This is a genomic window from Paenibacillus sp. HGH0039 (genome assembly GCF_000411255.1).
Taxonomy (GTDB): Bacteria; Bacillota; Bacilli; order Paenibacillales; family NBRC-103111; genus Paenibacillus_F.
Window position 1 is genome coordinate 1,663,040 of record NZ_KE150412.1, and the last position, 19,761, is coordinate 1,682,800.

The following is a 19,761-nucleotide window of genomic DNA, read 5'->3' on the forward strand; positions in this document are numbered from 1 at the left end:
GGTAAGAAGTGCTATAATAATGGCTAAAATGAATTTCCATAACCCCGGAAGGATGGAGCGGAATGAACCCCCTTGCTAAGCAGTTGAATGAAACCATCGAAAAAGAAAACGCCTATGTGTATGAGATGTTATCGTCGTTGGGCAAGCAAATCTATTTCCCGAAAGTCGGCATTTTGAGCCAATCGGCCGAGGCGAAAACCAAAGCCGGTAAATATAATGCCACGATCGGTACTGCCATCGAGAAGGGTCAGCCTATGCACCTGAAGGTCATTCAGGATACGCTGTCCGCCTATGATCCGAAAGATCTTTACGAGTACGCGCCTCCTGCGGGCAAGCCCGGTTTGCGCACCGCCTGGCGTAAAAAAATGCTGGAGGAGAATCCGTCCTTAAGCAACAAAACGTTCGGCAATCCGATCGTGACCAACGCCCTTACACACGGCCTGAGCATTGCGGCCGACCTGTTCGTAGAAGCGGGGGACCGCGTCATTATTCCGGATAAAAACTGGGAAAACTACGAGCTCACCTTCGGAATCCGCCGGGGCGCCGAAATCGTTACGTACCCGCTTTACAATGAAGACAACACGTTTAATTCCGCGGGACTCCGCGAACGGCTCCTTGCCCAGAAAGACAAAGGCAAAGCGTTCGTCGTTCTGAATTTCCCGAACAATCCGACAGGCTATACGCCTGGAGCGGAAGAAGGACGCCAGATCGTTTCCGTAATCCGCGAAGCCGCGGAAGCGGGCATCAATGTCGTGGCCGTTACCGACGATGCGTACTTCGCCCTCTTCTTCGAGAATTCCCTGCAGGAATCTCTTTTCGGCCAGCTTGCCGATCTTCACGACCGCGTACTGGCGGTTAAAGTGGACGGCGCTACGAAAGAAGAGTATGTGTGGGGCTTCCGCGTAGGTTTTATCACTTACGCCGGCAAGAATGAAGCGCTGCTCAGCGCGCTGGAACAGAAAACGCTCGGGATTATCCGGGCCACGATCTCCTCGTGCTCGCATCCTTCGCAGACGTTTGTCCTGCACGCCTTGAACTCTCCGGAATTCAACGCCCAGAAGCAGGAGAAGTTCGAAATCATGAAGGGCCGCGCGAACAAAGTGAAAGCTCTGCTCGACAGCGGCAAGTACGGAGACTCCTGGGATTACTATCCGTTCAACTCCGGCTACTTCATGTGCCTGAAGCTGAAAACCGTCGATGCGGAAGCGCTCCGCCAGCGCCTGCTGGAAGTTTACGGCGTCGGAACGATCGCCCTCAGCGAAACGGATCTTCGCGTCGCTTTCTCCTGCATCGACGAAGAAAACATCGAGGAGCTTTTCGACCTGATCTATCAGGGAGTACGCGACCTTGAGACGGTTTCCGCGAAATAAGCGCTACTTCTGTTGCTCCATATGCAAAAGCCCGGCTGCTATAGCCGGGCTTTTTATATTTCTATATAGGAAGTCACAGAAGCGATTCCATGGAGACCCCTAGGCGTGTCGCAGGTCATGAAAGTCATCGGAGCCGCAAGAGTCACGGCAGTGTACACGGGGGCCGCGGAGTCACTTGAACGGAATCCACAAGGTTCCATTCCACTGTACCGGCGTTCCCGCGGCCGTTCCGTCCGCGATTTTACCGGCGGGCACACGTACCGTCCTGCCCTCGATTTCCAGCACGGCCGACGGTCCGTCCAGCTCCCGCACGAGACCGGAACGCCGGATTTTGCAGTTGCTTTTCTCCTCCATTAATTGTACCTCCGTTGTCGTGTCTTTAATCCAAGCCTCTCCGTTCCCTGTCCCGCCGAGAAGTGCAGCCTGCGCTGGCGCCGCTCCCGGTGCTTGGTATTTGCCGGCCGCGTGACGGGTTCGCATCCGGCAGCCGAACATTCCTCCCGCCGTCACAGCTCATGGACGGTAACTTCGCTGCGGATCATAAACCGGGCGTTAGGACCCGCCTGACCGATCCCTTTGGAAATGTAATATCGCCCATAAGAGGTTTCATGCAAGCCCTTCGTGATCCCTCTCGCCGCGAGCTCCCCCTTCCGGATAAAACGGAACAGAAACGGAACATGAAACTGCATGCCGTGAAAATGCCCCGCCATCAAGTAAGTAAACGGGCGCTTTAAACGGAGGACGAGGTTCGGATCGTGGGTCAGCACCACGACCGGCTTGTGCGCCTCGGTATGCCGGAACGCTTTACCGATCCGGCTGTGCCCGGTGCCGAGGTCATCCACGCCGACGAACTGGAAGGCGCCGAGATCGGCGGACCGGTTGTTCAGCAGAGCAACACCCGCTTCGTCCAGAATCGCGTTCAACTTCATCATCCCGGCCGAATCCAGGCGGTGATCGTGATTGCCGAGAACGGCAAACGCAGGAATTCCGCGGGAAGCGACCGCCTTCAGCACCTTTTCAACTTTCGGCAAATACTTGCTTCTGCGGGTGAAGTCGCCGGTTAGCGCGATATAATCCGGCTTTTCCGCGTCGATCAGCCGAGTAAGCCTGCCGGGACGGACCCTCAGCTTTTCGACGTGAAGATCGCTGATCTGCAAAATCTTAATGCCGAGCCCGGCCGGTACCCTCACGCGCTCCACTTTGAGCCACATGGTCGGTACGATCAAGAAGAGATACGCGCAGGCTGCCGCAGACAAAAGCCACACAAGTACGGTCATAAGTCTCATCCTGTTCCAGATAAAGGTTCCTTCCACCATAAGCCACGCATCCGGCGTTCGTCAAGAGACCGGATATCGCGGATAGCGCCGATAAAAAACAAACGCAAAATGCGTCTATTTATGTCGAAATGGGATGCCTTGTACAAATAGAGCCCGGAAGCTATAATGAGATTACATAATGGAAATTAGTACCTATTATTTTAAAGGATTGGAGGTAAACGCGATGAAACGCTGGGTTTTTGCTATTCTTACGGTTGCGGCATTGGTTTACTCATCCGGACTGGCTTTTCCTTGGGGTCCGTGAGCCACTTAGAGGAACTGGGCTGAGCCTGGTTCTTTTTTTTATTTGGAGGTTAATATGATCTACTTCATCGTTCTGGCTGTCGTCATTACCCTTCTTTCGGGACGGAATCCGCTCTCCCTGGTAGAGAAAGTGAACTTCAAATTACCGTATCTCCTGCTCGGAAGTTTTGCCGCCCAGATCGCGATTTTCGCCGTAACGGTCCGGACAAACCGGACGTACCCCTATTGGACGGAAGCGGCCATTTTGGCTGTGCTTCTGTTTTTGTGGCTGAACCGGAAAGTTCCCGGCATCCCCCTTATTTTCCTGGGCGCTCTCTGGAACTGGACGGCTCTTGTCCTACACGGAGGACTGATGCCCGTATCCGATACGGCGCTGGCATGGGCGGGACTTGCGTCCCTGCCGGAGAATGAACCCCGCCATCAGCTCATGGCCGCGTCCGCCTTCTGGTGGATGGGCGATTGGATTCCGCTTGTACGAAGAGTAATCAGCATCGGCGATGTAGGGATCGGAGCCGGACTCATCCGGTTTATGCTCGGAAATTCGGTGAAGAGGAGGAAGAATGAAGGACCATAACCCGTTTACTTCCCTGCTGTCGGCTTTCGGAATCCTCACCCTGATCACCGCATCGGCTTTTATCGCGCAAAACGCTTACGATCTGAAAATTTTGCTGCCTATCGCCGTCATGGTCATCGTCTTTGAAATGATGCCCCTTAAAATGCCTAACGGCACTTACTTCAGCGGGGTCACGATCGGTTTTATCCTTTCACTTTTTGAAATGGGATTTTTTGCAAGCACTTTCTTTCTTGTCCTGAACACGCTCACGTTTTTTACGCTGCATTCCAAGCCTTTCTATAAAATCAGATGGTTCCGCTTCTTCTCTACGCTCGGCATGTACGGCATCAGTATGCTGGCTGCCTGGGGTACGGGCGCTCTGACCGCTCAGGCCCCTCTGTACGTCAAAATCGTATGCGTATTTCTCGCGTTCGAGGGAGTGAACCTCCTGCTGAGGATGGGCATCGTGCGTTCGGTCACAGGTACGCCCGTTTCCGCAGGCAAAGCCATTTACGAGGCGCGCAGTCTTCAAATCGGCATCCTGATCGCCTCGGTCGTGCTTTATAAGATGCTGAAGCAGCCCAGCTACGAGCTTTTCATTTCGGAAATCGTATTCACGATCATTGCGATCAAGATTATTCATTATTTTGTTTCCGGGTATTTGAAGCAGATCGATATCATCGAAGAAAGCAACAAGCGCTACAAAAAGATGGCTTATTACGACTCGGTCACCGGTCTGCCCAACCGGGCTCATTTTAACGAACGCTTGACTCAGGACATTGCCGTGGCACGGGAAACGAAAGGAAAAGTCGGACTGCTTTTTCTCGATCTCGACCAGTTCAAAAATATTAACGACACCATGGGACACATCAGCGGGGACGCCCTGCTCGTTCAAGTGGCCGGACGGCTGCAAAGCTGTCTGGGGCAAGACCATACGGTATCCAGGCTGGGGGGCGATGAATTTACGATTATCGTGCGGGACATTGCGGGGGCGCAGGATTGCGTTCTGGTCGCCGAAACGGTCCTGTCCGCCCTGAAAACGGGCTTTTTCCTACAGGGGAAAGACATCTATATTACGCCGAGCATCGGCATCAGCCTGTATCCGGACAACGGATACGATTCGGAAACGATCGTGAAAAACGCGGACACCGCCATGTACAGGGCCAAGGAACTCGGCGGCAACTTATACTCCATGTTCACTTCCGACCTGGAAGAGACGATCGAAAAGAAACTGATTTTGCAGAGAAATCTACATAAGGCGCTGGAACGCGGCGAATTCCATCTTGTCTATCAGCCTCAGCTCCAACTGGATACGGGCCAAATTCAAGGCACGGAGGCTCTCGTCCGCTGGAACAACCCGGAGCTCGGCCTCGTATCTCCCGAAGATTTTATCCCGCTTGCGGAAGAAAGCCGGCAAATTCTTTCGATTGGCGAATGGGTGCTGAGGACAGCCTGCGAGCAAAACAAAGCCTGGCAGAACGAAGGCTTCCCGCCCGTCAGAATGGCGGTCAACTTATCTTCCATCCAGTTTGAACACGACGAGCTGATCCCCACGATCCGGCGCATATTGGACGAAACCGGACTGGAAGCCCGGTGGCTGGAGCTGGAAATCACGGAGAGTCTTCTGCTCCGCAACAAAATCAAAACGATGCGTACGCTCAGGCAGCTCAAGGAACTTGGCGTTCACATCGCCATGGACGATTTCGGCGTCGGCTATTCCTCTCTCAGCTACTTGAACTATTATCCGTTCGACCGGCTTAAAATCGACAAGTCCTTTATCCATCATATGAACGACCGCACGGGAGATGAATGGATCGTCCGCACGGTCATCCAACTGGCCCACGGCCTCCATATGACGGTCGTTGCGGAGGGCGTCGAGACGGAAGATCAGCTCGCTTATTTGAAAGAACGGGGCTGCGATTGCATTCAGGGCTTCCTGATCAGCAAGCCTCTATCCCCCTCCCGGCTGCAGGAAAAGCTTTGGGGCGGCAGCGGAACGCCGGAAACCCGGCCGGATTAATACGGAAGACCCGCAGACAACTGCGGGTCTTTTCAGCGTTCGGGCGCGGCCGGGGCGCCGCCGGGCAACATGCGCAGGCTGGGACTGTCTGGACAGCATGGGCGGTCATCCGAGAAAGCGAGCTTCGCACAAGATGCCCTCTCTCCTTTGCGCGTCAAGGTGTACGGATGGAACTTTGACCTTGGAACGTAAATTTGTTACAGTTAAGATTACAGTTAAACCGTTTTTGTTACAGTTATCCACAAGAGGTGAGCTTATGTTGAAATTGGGGATTCTGGATCAATCGCAAATAGCCGAAGGCCGTACGGCCTCCGACGCACTTAAAGAAACGACCCGGCTGGCGCAGGAAGCGGACCGTCTCGGCTTCACCCGCTACTGGGTTTCGGAGCATCACGCTTCGAAATCGCTGGCCCACTCGAGCCCCGAGGTGCTCCTGGCCCATCTAGCGGCGGCGACTTCCCGCATCCGTGTGGGCTCCGGCGGCATTATGCTGCCGCATTACAGCGCCTACAAGGTCGCGGAGAACTTCCGCCTGCTGGAGGCGCTCCACCCGGGGCGGATCGACCTCGGGCTCGGCCGCGCGCCGGGCGGTATGCCGCTGGCGACCCGCGCCCTGCAGGCGGACAAATACGTCAGCATCGACCGCTATCCGGATCAGGTAGCCGATATCGCCGGCTACCTTCACGAAGCGATGCCTCCGGAGCACCCCTTCGCCGCGCTGCAGGCTTCGCCCTCCATACCGACGGCGCCGGAGGTATGGCTGCTCGGCTCCAGCGGCGAAAGCGCCCGCATCGCCGCCAGACAGGGCGCCGCGTTCGGCTTCGCCCAATTCTTCTGCAGCCCCGGCGGCGAGGAAGCCATGCGCCACTACAAGGCGCATTTCCAGCCTTCCGTGCTGGGCGACAAGCCGCGTACGCTGGCAGCCGTTCTCGCCGTCTGCGCGGATACGGAGGAAGAAGCGAACAAGCTCGCGTCAAGCACGGACTTGTACTTCCTGCGCCTGGAACGCGGCCTGGAGCTCGGGTTCTTCCCGTCCGTGGATACGGCGCTGAATTATCCGTACACGGAGTATGATCTCGCACGCATCAAAGAGCGCCGGGAACGGCGCATTGTCGGCAACCCCGAGCAAGTCAAAAGCCGGCTTCATGAAGTTGCGGAAGCTTACAGCGCGGATGAGCTCCTGATCGTATCGCCCATCCACAATTTCGGCGCCCGCCTCCGCTCTTACCGCCTGATCGCCGACGCCTTCGGCATGAAGGGCGAGGAGTAAAACAAGGCCGAGCATGCGCCCGAAGCAGTCCGGCTTCTCTCCGCACGGCGAGCACGCTGCGGGCCAAGCCCGCTTGACCGGAACCGGCTTCGGCTTCGTCCGGGACGCCGTCCGGCTCGCACCTTCCGAAAGGCGTTTCCCACGGCAAAATCGGCTAACCGCTCAAACCATTTTCACACCGCAGCCGCACCTTCATAGAAAAGCCCGGAGCTTGGGGATTTCCCCAGACTCCGGGCTTTTTTTGCCGTGATTCTTACTTGATGATAATGGTCTCAACGACTTTATCTTTGCCTTTCAGCTCGACCGCAGTCGGCTTGACCAACCGGCTTACATCGCCTTGAATCGCAACGTCGGAGGCAACCTTGTACGTTGCTTTGTCCGTATTTCCGTAGACTTGGTTCGTTACGGTAACCGTAGCGATACGGCCTTCCTTGTTCAGCGTCATCGAATCGAAAAAGCCGCTGACCTGAAGCGTGCGGTCTTCAACCGCTTTTTTCGTTACTTCGATAAAAACAACCGTGTTGTTGTACGAGCGCAGTCTGACGACATCCCCGTTTTGAAGCTGGGACGCGCTTACTTTGGCGCCGTTGCGGTAAACGAACACTTCGGGATGCAGCGCATACGTTTTCAGGGTGCCGTTCTGATCGAGCACCAGCGTATTCCCGCTCACGGTTCCCGTCACTTTGCCGACGGCCGTGGTTTGGTCCTGTCCCGGCATCTGGCTGTCCGTGCGATCCAGCAGCGCGGCGAGCTGAGCGCGGGTTACCGGCATATTCGGACGGAACGTGTTGTCTTCGAAACCGTCGATCAGCCCTTTCTCGATAGCGACGGCCACATAACCGACGGAACCGGCCGGAATCTGCTTCGCATCCTTGAACGAAAGCTGCGTGTTGACTTTCGCTTTAGCCTCGGCATCCAGCTTCATCGCTTTCACGAGGAGAACCGTCGCCCACAGGCGGTCGGCAGGCTTGGACGGCTGAACCATGTCCTCGCTTTCGCCGAACAGGTCGTTCTCAAGCGCTACGGCCACGTAACCTACCGCCCAGTCGGGAATTTTGTTCGCATCCTTGAAGTTCAGCTTCGTCTGCTTCTCTTCGTTCGATTCCGCTTTATCGCGAAGGCCCATCAGCCGGACGGCAGCCGTAATGGCTTCAATACGGGTAACCGTATTCCGCGGTTTGAACGAACCGTCTTCATAGCCTTCAAAAACACGCTTCGAAGAAAGGCTTGCAATATTTTTCAGCGCCCACTCCACGTCCGAACCCTTCAAATCGTCGAACGTAATCCGGAAATCGAAAGAGCCGTGTACGCCGCCGTTTTTGCCCTCTTTCCAGTCTTTATCCTTATCATGGTCCTTATCCTTGCCGTTTCCGTTAGCGAACGCGGCAGTGCCTCCGCCCATTGCCATAGCGAGTACGACCGTGGATAGAACGGTTTTTTTCATGTTAAGTTTTTTCATCGGAAAACTCTCCTTTATGCGTGTAGGAATCAGCCCCGGCCCGGGCTGGATGAACCGGCAACTCTTCGCGAAGCATGACGGTTTACACTATAGCAATTCTTGGAGCCGCGGCGTTTTAGGGGGGTCCGTTCCAAGTGCAACCGGTAAAAAGATGAAAAAAAGTCCCACTCTACCGGAGAGTGAGACCAATCACGACGAAATCAGGGTCAAAACGGACATCCTTGATATGCACGATGGAAGGCAGATACGAATCCAGCGAAATCGAAACCGGCGCGAGGGATACCAATCCCGGCGGCACTTCGAAGTTCCGGATATGCGTGCCCGTATGCGTTACGGTCAGTTCTTTGCCTGTCCAGGCCAGTTTAAACGTCATCTGCGCCCCGACAGGCACCGTATTTTTCCATAGCAGATTCACATCCGCGGTCAGATCCTCGCCGCTTCGTGTAAAGTCGGCTCCGGTTATCGTTACATCGGGTGATACCCGCGCGTGTTTGGCGATCGCCTTTTTGCCGAGCTGATTGAGTTCTTCATTGGACAGCCGGACTTCGGGCTTCTTGCTCCTGATGATATCCACCAGCTGGCTTTCCAACGAAAGTTCCGTATAAGCCAGATCAAGCTTCTGCTGAGGTTTGATATACGTTAAGAGTCCCCAGGCCGCCAGCCCCGCCGCAACGGCCAGAACGAGCAGGACCACGATTATACGCCGGATGATTTTCATGTTTATTCCCTCCTTGCCGTAATGACGCGTACCCTCTATTTACCCAGCGGACTCCAAATGAAAAAGCCGGTTCAACCCGAACCGGCTTGGAGTCTTATACGCAATGCTGCAGCTCCGGTTATTTCCCGTCTCCGTCTCTTTTGGCTTTCAGCCATTTCGGCGCGCCTTTGTTCTTGCGGTCCTGGGCGGTCTCCTGCTTGCGGGCGGCCTTGCGCGAGACCGGCTGCTGCGCGGAGCCTCCGCGTGCAGCTCCGCCGCGGCCCTCGCCCGCACCGCTCCGGGAGGCTGCGCCCGCGCTGCCGCGTCCCGTTCGGGCCGGCGCGCCGCTGCGGCCGCTCTCTCCACGGCGATCCGTGGAGAGGCGCTCCCCGTCCGCGCCGGCAGTCCCGCCGCGGCGCGCCCCCGCTTCGCCGCCGGACGCGCGCTGGGCCGTGTCCGATACGCGGGCTGCGGCGCCCGCGCCCGCGTCATCCCGCCGCGGTGCGCCGCGGAAGCCGCTGCGCGGGCCTTGGCCGGCATCGACCACCCGGCCCTCGTACATCTCCTTCTCGTCGATGGAGATGCGCAGAGCCTTGCGGAACTTATCGATGATGAAACGCTCCTTCGGAGCGACGATCGAGATCACGGTTCCGCTGCGCCCCATCCTTCCGGTACGCCCCGCACGGTGCAGGTAGTACTCGGCGTTAAGCGGCATATCGAGGTTGATGACATGCGTCACTTCCTCGATGTCGAGCCCGCGGGCCGCGACATCGGTAGCCAGCAGCAGCTGGAACTTGCCTTCGCGGAACGATTGCATGACGTTCGCCCGCTGCTGCTTGCCCGCCTCCCCGTAGAGCGCCTCCACGGACAAACCGAGGTGCTGCAGCTTCGATACGACTTCCGACACGTCGGCCGTCGCATTGACGAACACCATCGCCTTGGGCGGCTCGTACAGACGGATGATCCGGCGGAGCGTGTCGATTTTATTGCGGGCTTCGCAGTTAAAAGCGAGATGCTCCAGCGTGGACGCCGTACGCTGATCCGGGTTGATGCGGATCTCGGCCGGGTCATTCATCAAGTTTTCCGCCGCTTGTCCGATCTCCGCGGGAATGGTCGCCGAGAAGAACAGCGACTGGGACGAGCGCTGAAGCGCTTTGAAGATCGAATAGACTTCTTTCATGGAGCCCAGCTCCAGCACGTGATCGACTTCGTCCACGATCAGCGTGGACACATGATGCACGTTCAGCTTACGGGCCTTGATCAGCTCGTTAATGCGGCCGGGAGTTCCTATAATCAGGTGCGGAGAACCTTTTTTGAGTTTCTCTACCTGCCGGGCCAGGGCCGCTCCTCCGATCAGAGCTTGGCACTTAATGGGACCGTCGCCGATCAGATCTTCCGCCACGCGCAAAATCTGCATGCCGAGCTCCCGTGTCGGAACGATGATAGCGGCCTGGACATGCTTCGCGTTCACATCGATCCGCTGCAGGGCCGGAAGCAGGAAAGCCAGTGTTTTGCCCGTTCCCGTTTGCGACTGCACAATAGCGTCCCGTCCCGTGAGAATGAGCGGGATCGCCTCGGCCTGAACGGCCGTCGGTCTGCCTATCCCCCGTTCCTTCAACTTTTCCGCCCAGACGGGGGCGATTTGCAGCTGTTCAAAATTGTCGTACATGAAGAACCTCTTTTCTGTATACCGTTGTTGTTTGTCTACATTATACGCGAGGAAGCTCCCGGGAACAAACCGGGGCATGCAAAAAAGGATGAGCTGCGGAGCCTGACCGCACTGCCCACCCTTAACGGCCCTATCCGGCCTGCATGGAGCGCTTATCTGAGAAAATCCCATTCTTCCAGCAGCATTTGCCGGATCGCCTCCCGCGCACGGTAAAGACGCTGCCGGATGACGCCTTCCGTCACGTTCATCTCTTCCGCCATTTCCTTGTAAGACATGTTATGAACCACTTTCATGGCCAGAATCTGCCGGTAAGCGGGGCTGAGCTGGTTCACGTAATGGTTGATCGCTTCCTGCATGATCTTCAGCTCAACTTCCTTCTCCAGCGGGGTGCTGCCGGCCTCGTAAGCCGGGGCCGTTTCCCTCAGCGTCAGCGTTATCTCCGAATCCAACTCGTTGCGGTTGCGCTTATGCTTCTGCAAATAATTGAGCGTCACGTTGCGTGTCAGCTTCTTGAGCCAGCCTTCATATTTCTCCGTCTCCTTCAGTTGAGGAGCCTTGTCGATAGCACGGAGAAACGATTCCTGAATGATATCCTCGACTAAATTGTGATCCTGGAGGATGAAATAAATGGTCGGATATACCATCACATGAAATTCTTTATATATTTTTTCCTGAAGGCTTTTGTCCAGGTGGAAATAATTCGATGTAAACAAATGAATCATGTACTTCGACATGAGACATCCCCCTTATGTAAACCATTCCTAAAACTCATATTAGGCTATACCGAGGGAGTTAACAATATTAAACAGCAAAAAAATTCATTATATTTAAAGAAAAAGCTTACATTTCTATCCAAACATGCTTCTAAGTCTCATTTTGGATAAAATCAGGCGGGATAACGTCATTTTGCTCGCCAAAAAAGGAGATTTTTTTCTATTTCAATTTAGTAATATCAAGCTATTTTCCTTCTTTTTTACTTTTCTTCCCTTCTATTTCATTTCTTTTTTGCTCCATCCAGCGGAAAACTTCGTCCAGCGCCACTTCGTCCATTTCCTTCGGAAAACGGTGTTCCAGCCCTTCGTAAATGAGCATGGTGTGATCTTTGCCCGCATGTTCAAGCGCTGCGGCCAGCTTGTAAGCATGCGAAATTTTAACCTGCGGATCGGCGGTTCCGTGCACGATCAGCACGGGAGACTCGATAAGGTCGGCCCATCTGGCCGGAGACCTGCGGATATATTCATCCGCCTGCTTGAGGGGATGGCCGACGACCCGTTTGAGCATACGCCGCAAGTCGACCCGCTCTTCATACGTATCGTGAAGGTCGCTGACGCCGCCCCATACGACGACGGGGCCGACTTCCTCGCAGTCTCTGGCGGCCAGCAGCGCCATCAGCGCGCCGCGGGAGAAGCCGATCAGCGAGACCGGTACGGAGGCGACCTCGGGCAGATCCCTCAGCATCAGCAGCCCGTGATACACATCGTACCGGTCCTCTCCGGCAAAGTCCTCGCGTCCTTCTCCTCCTTCGTTGCCGCGGTAGAAGGGCGCGAAAACGACATACCCCCGCCGTGCCATCGAAACGATCCGGCGGATCCGCACCATTCCGACGCCCCGGATGCCTCCCCGGCAGTAGACGACCGCCGGCAGCGGTTCCGCGTGATCCGGCACGGCGAGATAGCCTTTGACGCGAAGTCCCTGGGCCGCGTACGTCACGACGTACAGCGAGACGTTTCTCGCGTGCCGGGACAGCAGCTCCCGCTCTAGGAGCTGGCCGTCTTTAAGGCTTCCCGTTTCGTTACCGGCCGCGCGTACGGCAGGCGACAAGGTGACCGGCGAGAGGGTGCTGATTTTTTTCCCCGATTGAATGGATTCCGACATGCTTGTTCAGCCTCCTTGTATGTATATATCCTGAGTGTAGTTGCGGACCGACCCGGGACCCGTGGTGAAGGAAACTTTACAGTCCCCATGGCTTCCGATAGACTGGGAGTATCTTATTTTCATACGGAAGGAATGATCTTATGAGTCAAGAATTCGAAAACGAGTTTAACGCCCTCGTATCCAAAGCGGCCGAGCTGTTGACCGGGGACGGTTCCTCCGAAATGACCGAGAAAATAAAAATATGGGCCGTCTATCAACACTTACATAAAGCGATGCCCGCTCTAACGAATCACTGGAACGGCTCGCACCCCGACGCCAAAACGCAAGTCCGGGCCATTTTCGAAGAAATCCGCGATCTCAACGAGCAGCAGAAGGCAAGCCGAGCCAAACCTGAATAAGAATTCGTCCACGCAGCCACAATAAGCCTGAGATCCCTTATAAAGGAGCGAAGGCATATGTCTAAAATCGCAGTCGAAGACAGCTTATCCAGTGTGAAGCAGGCCCTGCAGAGCAGCGGCTACGAAGTTACCTCGTTGAATCAGGCGGACGGAGCGTCCTGCGTGGTCATTTCCGGTCTGGACCAGAATGTGATGGGCTTCGCGGATGCCACCACCTCCGCTTCCGTCATCAACGCTCACGGCTTAACGGACGAAGAAATCGTCCAGGAAGTCGGCAGAACGACCGGGCAAAACCAGGGCTTCTGATCAGCGCAAACCGTCCTTGGTTTTCTTGCCGCACGTTTTTCCCCATGGTATCCATGGAACCGATTAAAAAAGCGATTCTCCTGCAGGAGAGCCGCTTTTTTTCTGAGTTATTTCTTGTTCAGCATACGCTGTGCGGATTTATCCAGCAGACGGGGAAACAGCGAATACAGCTTCGTGCCGATTCCCGCTATAAAAGGCAGATCAATCTCCGCCTTCTCTTTCTCGACCGCGCGGATGATCGCTCCGGCAACCCGCTCCGGTTTCAGCATGAACCAACTGATGTTCTTGACGTAATTCCCCGTAGGGTCCGCCCGTTCGAAGAACGGGGTATCAATCGGGCCCGGATTAACGGCGCTGAGCCGGACACCGGTTCCCGCCAGCTCCTGGCGAAGCGAATTTGTCAGGCCGAGCACGGCGTGTTTCGTCGCGGAGTATCCGGAGGACTTGGCCGACCCGATTTTGCCGGCCATCGAAGCGATATTGACGATGTGGCCCGAGCCCGATTTGACCATGGCCGGAAGAACCGCTTTCGTGCAGCGGACGATGCCCATGTAATTCACGTCCATCATCTCTTCGAACTGCTCCAGCGGAGCGTCCAGAAACCGTTCGAATACTCCGAACCCCGCGTTATTGACGAGAACGTCAATCCGCCCGTACTCGGCCAGAACTTCGGCGAAAACCCGGTTCACTTCGGCCGTATTCTGCACATCGAGCCGGTACACGCCGCATCCGCCGCCGATCTCCGCCGCCAGCCGCTCCAGCTTGTCCCGCGAACGTGCCATCAGAACGGGCACCGCTCCGCGCTGGGCCAACACACGCGCGGTCTGCTCGCCTATTCCGCTGGAGGCTCCGGTGACGACGACTACTTTGCCTTCTATATTCATGGATGTGCTTCTTCCCCTTCCGGTGACGCTTGTAGGCTTAGTATACCTTACGCGGCTTTTCTTCACCAGGCGGAGGCGGGCAGGACAGGTTTTATTCCGCTCCATTTTATATCCTTCAGCACTTTGAGACCGGATACAGCGGGTTAGAAGCAGTTAGAATAGGTCTCTCCCCTTCGCGGACGGCCGCCGAAATTTCAATTTCGCGGAATTTAACTCAGCAATTAAACTTCTCTGGCTCCTCCCGCATCCCGTACCGGAGAAACTCGCGTCAAAAAAAAGACTGCTTCAACAGAAGCAGTCTTTTGGCCGGTTCTCCAGCTTGGTCCGGTTTAACTAAGCGAGAAGGACCTGAATATCCAGTTCGCCGATTCCGTCCATGAGCAAAGGAACCGTCAGCGCTTTCAGTGCATCCACCTCATGGACGTCTCCCGTGACGACCTTAGGGGGCGTAATGTCAACCTTGATGCCCTGATTGTACAAAATCGTGCTGGCGTTGCCGCTGATCATGTTTCCGAGTTCGGAAATCGCACTGTGTCCCATCTCGTCCAGCTCGGTCAAAATAAATCCGCCCATCATAGCGGAAACCATCCGCAGCGCCGTTGATTCTTCAAAACCGAAGCGTATGTTTCCTTGCATTTGACCGGTCATACCGATTTGTATCCATACATAACGTTCGATAAAGTAAATATCTTTGACAGACAATTTACCGGTAGTCGGACGCACGTTCGCGACTTGTTCGATGACAATCCGCGCGGATTCCAGGAAAGGATTGATGTACTCCGCTTTCATGTGCTCTTTAACCCCTTTACCAACATATAGGAACAAAAATTGTTTCACAAGGCGATAAAACCGTTCCTCCGGTTTAGGCACTCATGTCGGATTTTTTCGAACCAAACTTACACATTTTTCTACATTATATAGTAAAAATCGTTGTCCGTATACTTCTTTTGTCCTATTTTATCCATGTCAGCTTTGAGCCTTTTTTATCATTGGACCTATAAAGCGGGGCCAAACAGGAAGAGAATCGCGCGGCGGTCCTATTTCCCGTTTTGGGATTTTCCGGACACCGCGGGGGTAGAGCAAATCAGTCTTTTACCGGATTAGACGCCGCCGAACCTCTTTGCACGTCATAAATGACCGCGCTTGTGAGGAAGCATTCCGTTTGGTACGATGAAAGGTGAGGTGAACAAAAGCATGCACGGATTTTTGATTGATTTGGATGGCACGCTGTACAAAGGGAACGAAGCCATACCGGGCGCGAAGGAGTTTGTGGAGCTGCTCAATAAGAACGGCCTCCCTTACCTCCTTGTGACCAATAATTCGTCCCGCTCCCCGGAACACGTGGCCGGCCATTTAAACGGGATGGGCATAGACGTCGGGCCCGACCGCGTATACACGACGGCTATGGCTTCCGTTCAGTATTTGCTCGAACACGGAAGCGGCAATCGCGTCTACTGCATCGGCGAAGAAGGACTGCAGAGCGCTCTGCTGGAAGCGGGGTTCGAGCTCACCGACAAGGAGCCGGATTATGTCGTTCAAGGTATCGACCGGCAGCTGACCTATGACAAGCTGGCTTCGGCGGTCAAGCACCTGCTGGGCGGCGCCCGGTACATCCTGACGAACCCGGATCACCTGCTTCCGTCTGACAGCGGCCTGATTCCCGGAGCCGGCTCCATCGGCGCCCTCATCCGGACCGCTTCCGGCGCCAATCCGGTCGTCATCGGCAAGCCGTCGCCGGTCATTATGAACTACGCCCTGGCCCGACTGGAACTGCAGGCGAAAGACACGTGGGTGATCGGCGACAATACCGCAACGGACATCGGCGGCGGAATATCGGCCGGCTGCCGGACAGCTCTCGTGCTGACAGGCCTTGCCACGGAGGCCAATGTCCGGGAGCACATTTCCAAGTCCGGAAACGAGCCGGATCTGATTTGCCGAGACCTGCCTCATTTTTGGAACAGTCTTATGAAATAGCCCGGCCCGACAGCCTGGAAATGAGACAACTCCTTTATTACAGAGAAACGGGAATCTCCCCTTGACAAAGAGTCCCGTTTCTCCCCTCTTTTTGTAACCGGGATTGAAATGATCCCCCCAAAACCCGATTGTCATTTATTTACATCCAATCATTTGAACTCTCCCCGGCCATCCTTTATAATAGAAAGAAAATTAAGTTATCTCGTTATATGTTTCGATAAATTTTACTTATAATCGGAGGGCTGCCCATGAATCTCAATCAATTGGAGACGCTCATCACGATTTCCAAGACGATGAGTTTCCGTAAGGCAGGCGAACTTCTCAACCTGACGCAGCCGGCCGTGTCTGCGCAGATTAGAAGCTTGGAAGAAGAGTTCGGGACGATTCTGATCGACCGCAACCAGCCTGTGACGCTGACGGACAGCGGCAAGCTGTTCCTAGAGCACGCCGAAAGAATCCTCCGCACTGTCGAGGATTTGAAACAACGGTTGGCCGATCTGAGCCAGACTCCCCAGGGCCATATCCATATCGGGACAACCACGTCCATTGCCATGCAAATTTTACCGCGGGTGCTGTTTTATTTTCAGGACCAGTTCCCTTTAATCAAAACCACCATTCATTCCATGACCTCTTCGCAAATTATGGCCAGTGTCGACAACGGCAGTGTAGATATCGGCATTTCGTATCTCTACGAAAAGTATCCGTCTCTGGAAGCTTCCGTCCTGTACTACGACACGTTCGAACTCATCGTATCCACCAGTCATCCGCTAAGCCGGTACTCTCATATTTCCATCGAGAAGCTGCGCAATCTGCCCTTTATCATGCTATCGCCGGAAACGGCGGGACGCCGATTCGTCGATCAGGTGTTCAAAACGTACGATATCAACCCGCAAATCGTGATGGAGCTGTCAAGCAGCGAAGAAGTCAAACGGATGGTCGAGCTGAATCTCGGCGCCGCCATTATCTCGAAGTTGTCTGTCGTCAACGATCTCGACCACGGTACGCTGAAAATGCTGAAAGTAGACGAGTTAGATATCACTCATCCCGTCGGCGTTGTGTACAAATCCGGCCGCTACCTCAACTCCGCGATGCACCAGTTCCTGCAGGATTTGAAAGGAATGCCGGAAACCCAATTTCTCGGTTCCGAATAGGAGGGCTACTTATGAAATTCGATCTTCATACGCACAACGAAAGATGCGGGCATGCAACGGGGACCATCCGTCACTACGTAGACGCGGCGGTGGAAGCGGGCTTGTCCGTGATCGGCATTTCGGATCATTCCCCTTATTTTTACAGCGAGCAGGACCAGTTGTTTCCCGGAATCGCCATGGCCAAAAGCGCCTTCGCCGCCTATGTGGAAGAAGTGCTCGGCCTGAAGAAGGAATATGCGGGCAAAATCGAAGTGCTGCTGGGCGTCGAATCCGACTTTTTCCCGGAGCATCTGGACCTGTACCGTTCCATGTATGAGAAATTCCCGTTCGACTATATTATAGGTTCGGTCCATCTGTCCGGCGGCGTCAGTATTTTTAACAAGAACCGGTGGAAAGGGCTTGACGACGCTCAGCATATCCTCCATAAAGAGACCTACTACGATCTGATCCAGCAATCGGCAAGAGCCGGATTGTTTCAGATACTGGGTCATATCGACGCGATGAAAGGATTCTATCCCGCTTTCTCGGACATTCCGACTCCCAAAGTGGACGAAACCCTGAAAGTCATCGCGGATGAGGATGTGGCGATCGAAATCAACACTTCCGGCAAAACCAAAACCGTAGGCGGATGGTATCCGTCCGATCTTATTCTGGAACGCGCCCTCCATTACGGGGTTAAAGTCACTTTCGGCTCAGACTCTCATGTTCCCCAGCGTGTTGGCGACGACTTCGAACTCGTAAGCAAGCGGCTGAAAGAAATCGGGTTTAAAGAATGGTGTTTCTTCCGCAATAAAGAGCGGGTTCTCGTTACCCTGTAATACCCGTCGCATTTCATAAAAAGACATAGAAAAACCGGCCGTCAATCGGCCGGTTTTCTTTAATTCCGGGAGCTGTGATTCCGGATGATCCGCAGGAAGTCGGCCCATAAAGCCGACAGTTCCCTGCACGGGCCATCCGGTTCGGACTGCCTGAAACAGCTTCCCCGTCCCAACGAAGATCATTCAGGAAAAAGGCGTCTGCAAGATCAGAACCAGTTCCAAACAGGGAGCAGCGTGCTCATACTGCGGCTTCCGGATACATTGCGGCGTAAGCAGCAAGTCTCTAGACAAAAAAAAGCAGGCTTACCAACGGGGTAAGCCTGAAACGTTGTATATTAAAAAGGGGGTCTTGGTTATTATAATACCTCCCTTACATTATAGGAACGTAACAGAAATATTTCATTTATGTAACAAAATTGAAAGCGCTCTCTTATATTCCGACGGCAACTTCCCCGGTTTCGGCAGCATTCGCCTATGAAAATTCCTCTTTTGTCTATTTCATAGAACAGCCGTTGCAGGATTCCGGGACGTGACGTATAATTCCAACAGAACAACCTGGTGAAGAGTCTACTATCGTCCGTTCATCCATATAAAAAAGCCGGAAAGCAGGTACAAGCCATGACCGATTTTCACCATCTTGACCATGTAAAGGAACAATCCACGTCCAAGCGTACGCTTTGGATTACTCTTCTCCTCACCTTATTTTTCACCATTGTTGAAGTTGTCGGGGGGATTATGTCGAACTCCCTCGCCCTGCTCTCGGATTCCGCGCATATGATCTCAGACGTCATTGCGCTCGGACTCAGCATGACCGCCATTTACCTGGCCTCCCGGAAACCTAACAGCCGCTACACATTCGGCTTTCTGCGTTTCGAAATCATTGCCTCCTTCCTTAACGGGCTTGCCTTGGCCGTGATCGCCATCGGAATCCTTATCGAGGGAATCAAGCGGTTTTACGAGCCGCAGGACATTGATTTCAAACTTATGCTCATCATCTCCTCCATCGGGTTCGTAGTCAATCTGGTGCTCACGCTGGTTCTGCATCGCAGTATGGAAGAAGAGGAGAATCTCAATGTCCAGAGTGCCTTGTGGCATTTTATCGGAGACCTGCTCAGTTCCGTAGGGGTTATTATTTCGGCGGTGATCATTTATTTTACGGGAATGCTGTGGTTTGATCCTTTGATCAGTATCGTAATCAGCTGCATTATTTTCATCGGAGGCAGCCGGATCATTAAGGAATCTTTCCTCATTCTGATGGAATCCGTTCCCGCCAAGTTCAATCTGGAGGAAATCCGCCGCGATATCGGCAATGTCGAAGGGGTCGAAGATGTGCATGAAATGCACCTTTGGGCGATCTCGACGGATCATTACTCTCTGACCGCGCACGTTTTTATCGACGACAAAATCCAGCCGTTCTGCATCATCCTCGCCATTAACGAAACGCTGAAGGAAAAATACGGCATTACGCATTCCACCATTCAGATGGAGCATGCGGGTATTCATCCTCACGGCGAATACGGCCGGGAATTTCTCAAACACCGGGAAGAGAAGCATCAGGAAGATTCTCCGGCTCCCGTTCAAAAACAAGCCATGACGTGAGACGACATGGCGCGCAAACACCGGAATCCCTTGCAAGGGGTCCGGTGTTTTTCGCGTTAGCCGGGCTTGTACCATTCTCATGCCGGGTGTTTTATAATGGATCTAACGTACCCATACCAGCCAACCTATCGGAGGTGC

At 54.3% G+C, this 19,761-nt stretch carries 19 protein-coding genes; 10 read left to right on the plus strand and 9 right to left on the minus strand.

Translation table 11 applies throughout. The features are described from left to right. Window positions 1–62 precede the first annotated feature (62 nt). Entirely contained in the window at window positions 63–1,370 is a 1,308-nt protein-coding gene (locus tag HMPREF1207_RS07230; RefSeq protein ID WP_009676386.1) for an aminotransferase class I/II-fold pyridoxal phosphate-dependent enzyme, read from the plus strand. A gap of 171 nt (window positions 1,371–1,541) precedes the next feature. On the opposite strand, the gene HMPREF1207_RS29710 is transcribed toward HMPREF1207_RS07230, so the two are convergent. After that, entirely contained in the window at window positions 1,542–1,724 is a 183-nt protein-coding gene (locus tag HMPREF1207_RS29710; protein WP_016423546.1) for a hypothetical protein, read from the minus strand. A 152-nt stretch (window positions 1,725–1,876) separates the two neighbouring features. Beyond that, entirely contained in the window at window positions 1,877–2,647 is a 771-nt protein-coding gene (locus HMPREF1207_RS07240; RefSeq protein WP_016423547.1) for a metallophosphoesterase, read from the minus strand. Between the two features lie 358 nt (window positions 2,648–3,005). On the opposite strand from HMPREF1207_RS07240, the gene HMPREF1207_RS07245 reads away from it, so the two are divergent. The 3 genes from HMPREF1207_RS07245 to HMPREF1207_RS07255 all read left to right on the plus strand — a co-directional run bounded on the left by HMPREF1207_RS07245 (window position 3,006) and on the right by HMPREF1207_RS07255 (window position 6,793). Then, window positions 3,006–3,524 (plus strand): DUF5317 domain-containing protein, encoded by a 519-nt coding sequence (locus HMPREF1207_RS07245; protein WP_009674862.1) that lies wholly within the window; start codon window positions 3,006–3,008, stop codon window positions 3,522–3,524. After that, the gene (locus HMPREF1207_RS07250) at window positions 3,511–5,523 is read left to right on the plus strand and encodes a putative bifunctional diguanylate cyclase/phosphodiesterase (RefSeq protein ID WP_009674861.1); all 2,013 of its coding nucleotides are present in this window, start codon (window positions 3,511–3,513) and stop codon (window positions 5,521–5,523) included. The genes HMPREF1207_RS07245 and HMPREF1207_RS07250 overlap by 14 nt, the downstream gene beginning before the upstream one ends. Before the next feature lie 256 nt (window positions 5,524–5,779). Next, window positions 5,780–6,793 carry an LLM class flavin-dependent oxidoreductase gene (locus HMPREF1207_RS07255; RefSeq protein ID WP_009674857.1) on the plus strand — a complete coding sequence of 338 codons (1,014 nt, stop codon included), beginning with the start codon at window positions 5,780–5,782 and terminating at the stop codon, window positions 6,791–6,793. 253 nt (window positions 6,794–7,046) lie between these two features. Here HMPREF1207_RS07255 and HMPREF1207_RS07265 read toward each other — a convergent pair whose 3' ends face one another. From HMPREF1207_RS07265 to HMPREF1207_RS07285, 5 genes are all read right to left on the minus strand, one after another. Next, the gene (locus HMPREF1207_RS07265) at window positions 7,047–8,252 is read right to left on the minus strand and encodes an S-layer homology domain-containing protein (protein ID WP_009674864.1); all 1,206 of its coding nucleotides are present in this window, start codon (window positions 8,250–8,252) and stop codon (window positions 7,047–7,049) included. 169 nt (window positions 8,253–8,421) lie between these two features. Beyond that, entirely contained in the window at window positions 8,422–8,970 is a 549-nt protein-coding gene (locus tag HMPREF1207_RS07270; protein WP_009674858.1) for a hypothetical protein, read from the minus strand. Between the two features lie 118 nt (window positions 8,971–9,088). Next, window positions 9,089–10,618 carry a DEAD/DEAH box helicase gene (locus tag HMPREF1207_RS07275; protein ID WP_016423548.1) on the minus strand — a complete coding sequence of 510 codons (1,530 nt, stop codon included), beginning with the start codon at window positions 10,616–10,618 and terminating at the stop codon, window positions 9,089–9,091. A 152-nt stretch (window positions 10,619–10,770) separates the two neighbouring features. After that, window positions 10,771–11,352: an RNA polymerase sigma factor gene (locus HMPREF1207_RS07280; protein ID WP_009676277.1), complete on the minus strand. Its 582-nt coding sequence runs from the start codon at window positions 11,350–11,352 to the stop codon at window positions 10,771–10,773. Between the two features lie 223 nt (window positions 11,353–11,575). Continuing rightward, window positions 11,576–12,493 carry an alpha/beta hydrolase family protein gene (locus HMPREF1207_RS07285; RefSeq protein ID WP_009676243.1) on the minus strand — a complete coding sequence of 306 codons (918 nt, stop codon included), beginning with the start codon at window positions 12,491–12,493 and terminating at the stop codon, window positions 11,576–11,578. 140 nt (window positions 12,494–12,633) lie between these two features. On the opposite strand from HMPREF1207_RS07285, the gene HMPREF1207_RS07290 reads away from it, so the two are divergent. Together HMPREF1207_RS07290 and HMPREF1207_RS07295 are read left to right on the plus strand one after the other, a co-directional pair. Next, a complete protein-coding gene (locus HMPREF1207_RS07290) occupies window positions 12,634–12,891 on the plus strand; it encodes a DUF2573 family protein (RefSeq protein ID WP_009676279.1) in 258 nt (85 codons plus the stop codon). A gap of 57 nt (window positions 12,892–12,948) precedes the next feature. Continuing rightward, window positions 12,949–13,197 carry a YkuS family protein gene (locus HMPREF1207_RS07295; protein WP_009676264.1) on the plus strand — a complete coding sequence of 83 codons (249 nt, stop codon included), beginning with the start codon at window positions 12,949–12,951 and terminating at the stop codon, window positions 13,195–13,197. 107 nt (window positions 13,198–13,304) lie between these two features. On the opposite strand, the gene HMPREF1207_RS07300 is transcribed toward HMPREF1207_RS07295, so the two are convergent. Together HMPREF1207_RS07300 and HMPREF1207_RS07305 are read right to left on the minus strand one after the other, a co-directional pair. Beyond that, on the minus strand, window positions 13,305–14,081 hold the full coding sequence (locus HMPREF1207_RS07300) for an SDR family NAD(P)-dependent oxidoreductase (RefSeq protein ID WP_036739571.1): 777 nt from the start codon (window positions 14,079–14,081) through the stop codon (window positions 13,305–13,307). 333 nt (window positions 14,082–14,414) lie between these two features. Then, window positions 14,415–14,870, minus strand: coding sequence for a chemotaxis protein CheX (locus HMPREF1207_RS07305; RefSeq protein WP_009676282.1), 456 nt, complete (start codon window positions 14,868–14,870; stop codon window positions 14,415–14,417). Window positions 14,871–15,275: 405 nt separating this feature from the next. Between HMPREF1207_RS07305 and HMPREF1207_RS07310 the strand changes: the two genes are divergently transcribed. The 4 genes from HMPREF1207_RS07310 to HMPREF1207_RS07325 all read left to right on the plus strand — a co-directional run bounded on the left by HMPREF1207_RS07310 (window position 15,276) and on the right by HMPREF1207_RS07325 (window position 19,623). Then, the gene (locus HMPREF1207_RS07310; RefSeq protein ID WP_016423550.1) at window positions 15,276–16,055 is read left to right on the plus strand and encodes a TIGR01457 family HAD-type hydrolase; all 780 of its coding nucleotides are present in this window, start codon (window positions 15,276–15,278) and stop codon (window positions 16,053–16,055) included. 248 nt (window positions 16,056–16,303) lie between these two features. Next, on the plus strand, window positions 16,304–17,206 hold the full coding sequence (locus tag HMPREF1207_RS07315; protein ID WP_009676241.1) for a LysR family transcriptional regulator: 903 nt from the start codon (window positions 16,304–16,306) through the stop codon (window positions 17,204–17,206). An 11-nt stretch (window positions 17,207–17,217) separates the two neighbouring features. Continuing rightward, a complete protein-coding gene (locus HMPREF1207_RS07320) occupies window positions 17,218–18,024 on the plus strand; it encodes a histidinol-phosphatase (RefSeq protein ID WP_009676254.1) in 807 nt (268 codons plus the stop codon). Window positions 18,025–18,642: 618 nt separating this feature from the next. Next, a complete protein-coding gene (locus HMPREF1207_RS07325) occupies window positions 18,643–19,623 on the plus strand; it encodes a cation diffusion facilitator family transporter (RefSeq protein WP_009676285.1) in 981 nt (326 codons plus the stop codon). The last annotated feature ends 138 nt before the right edge of the window (window positions 19,624–19,761 follow it).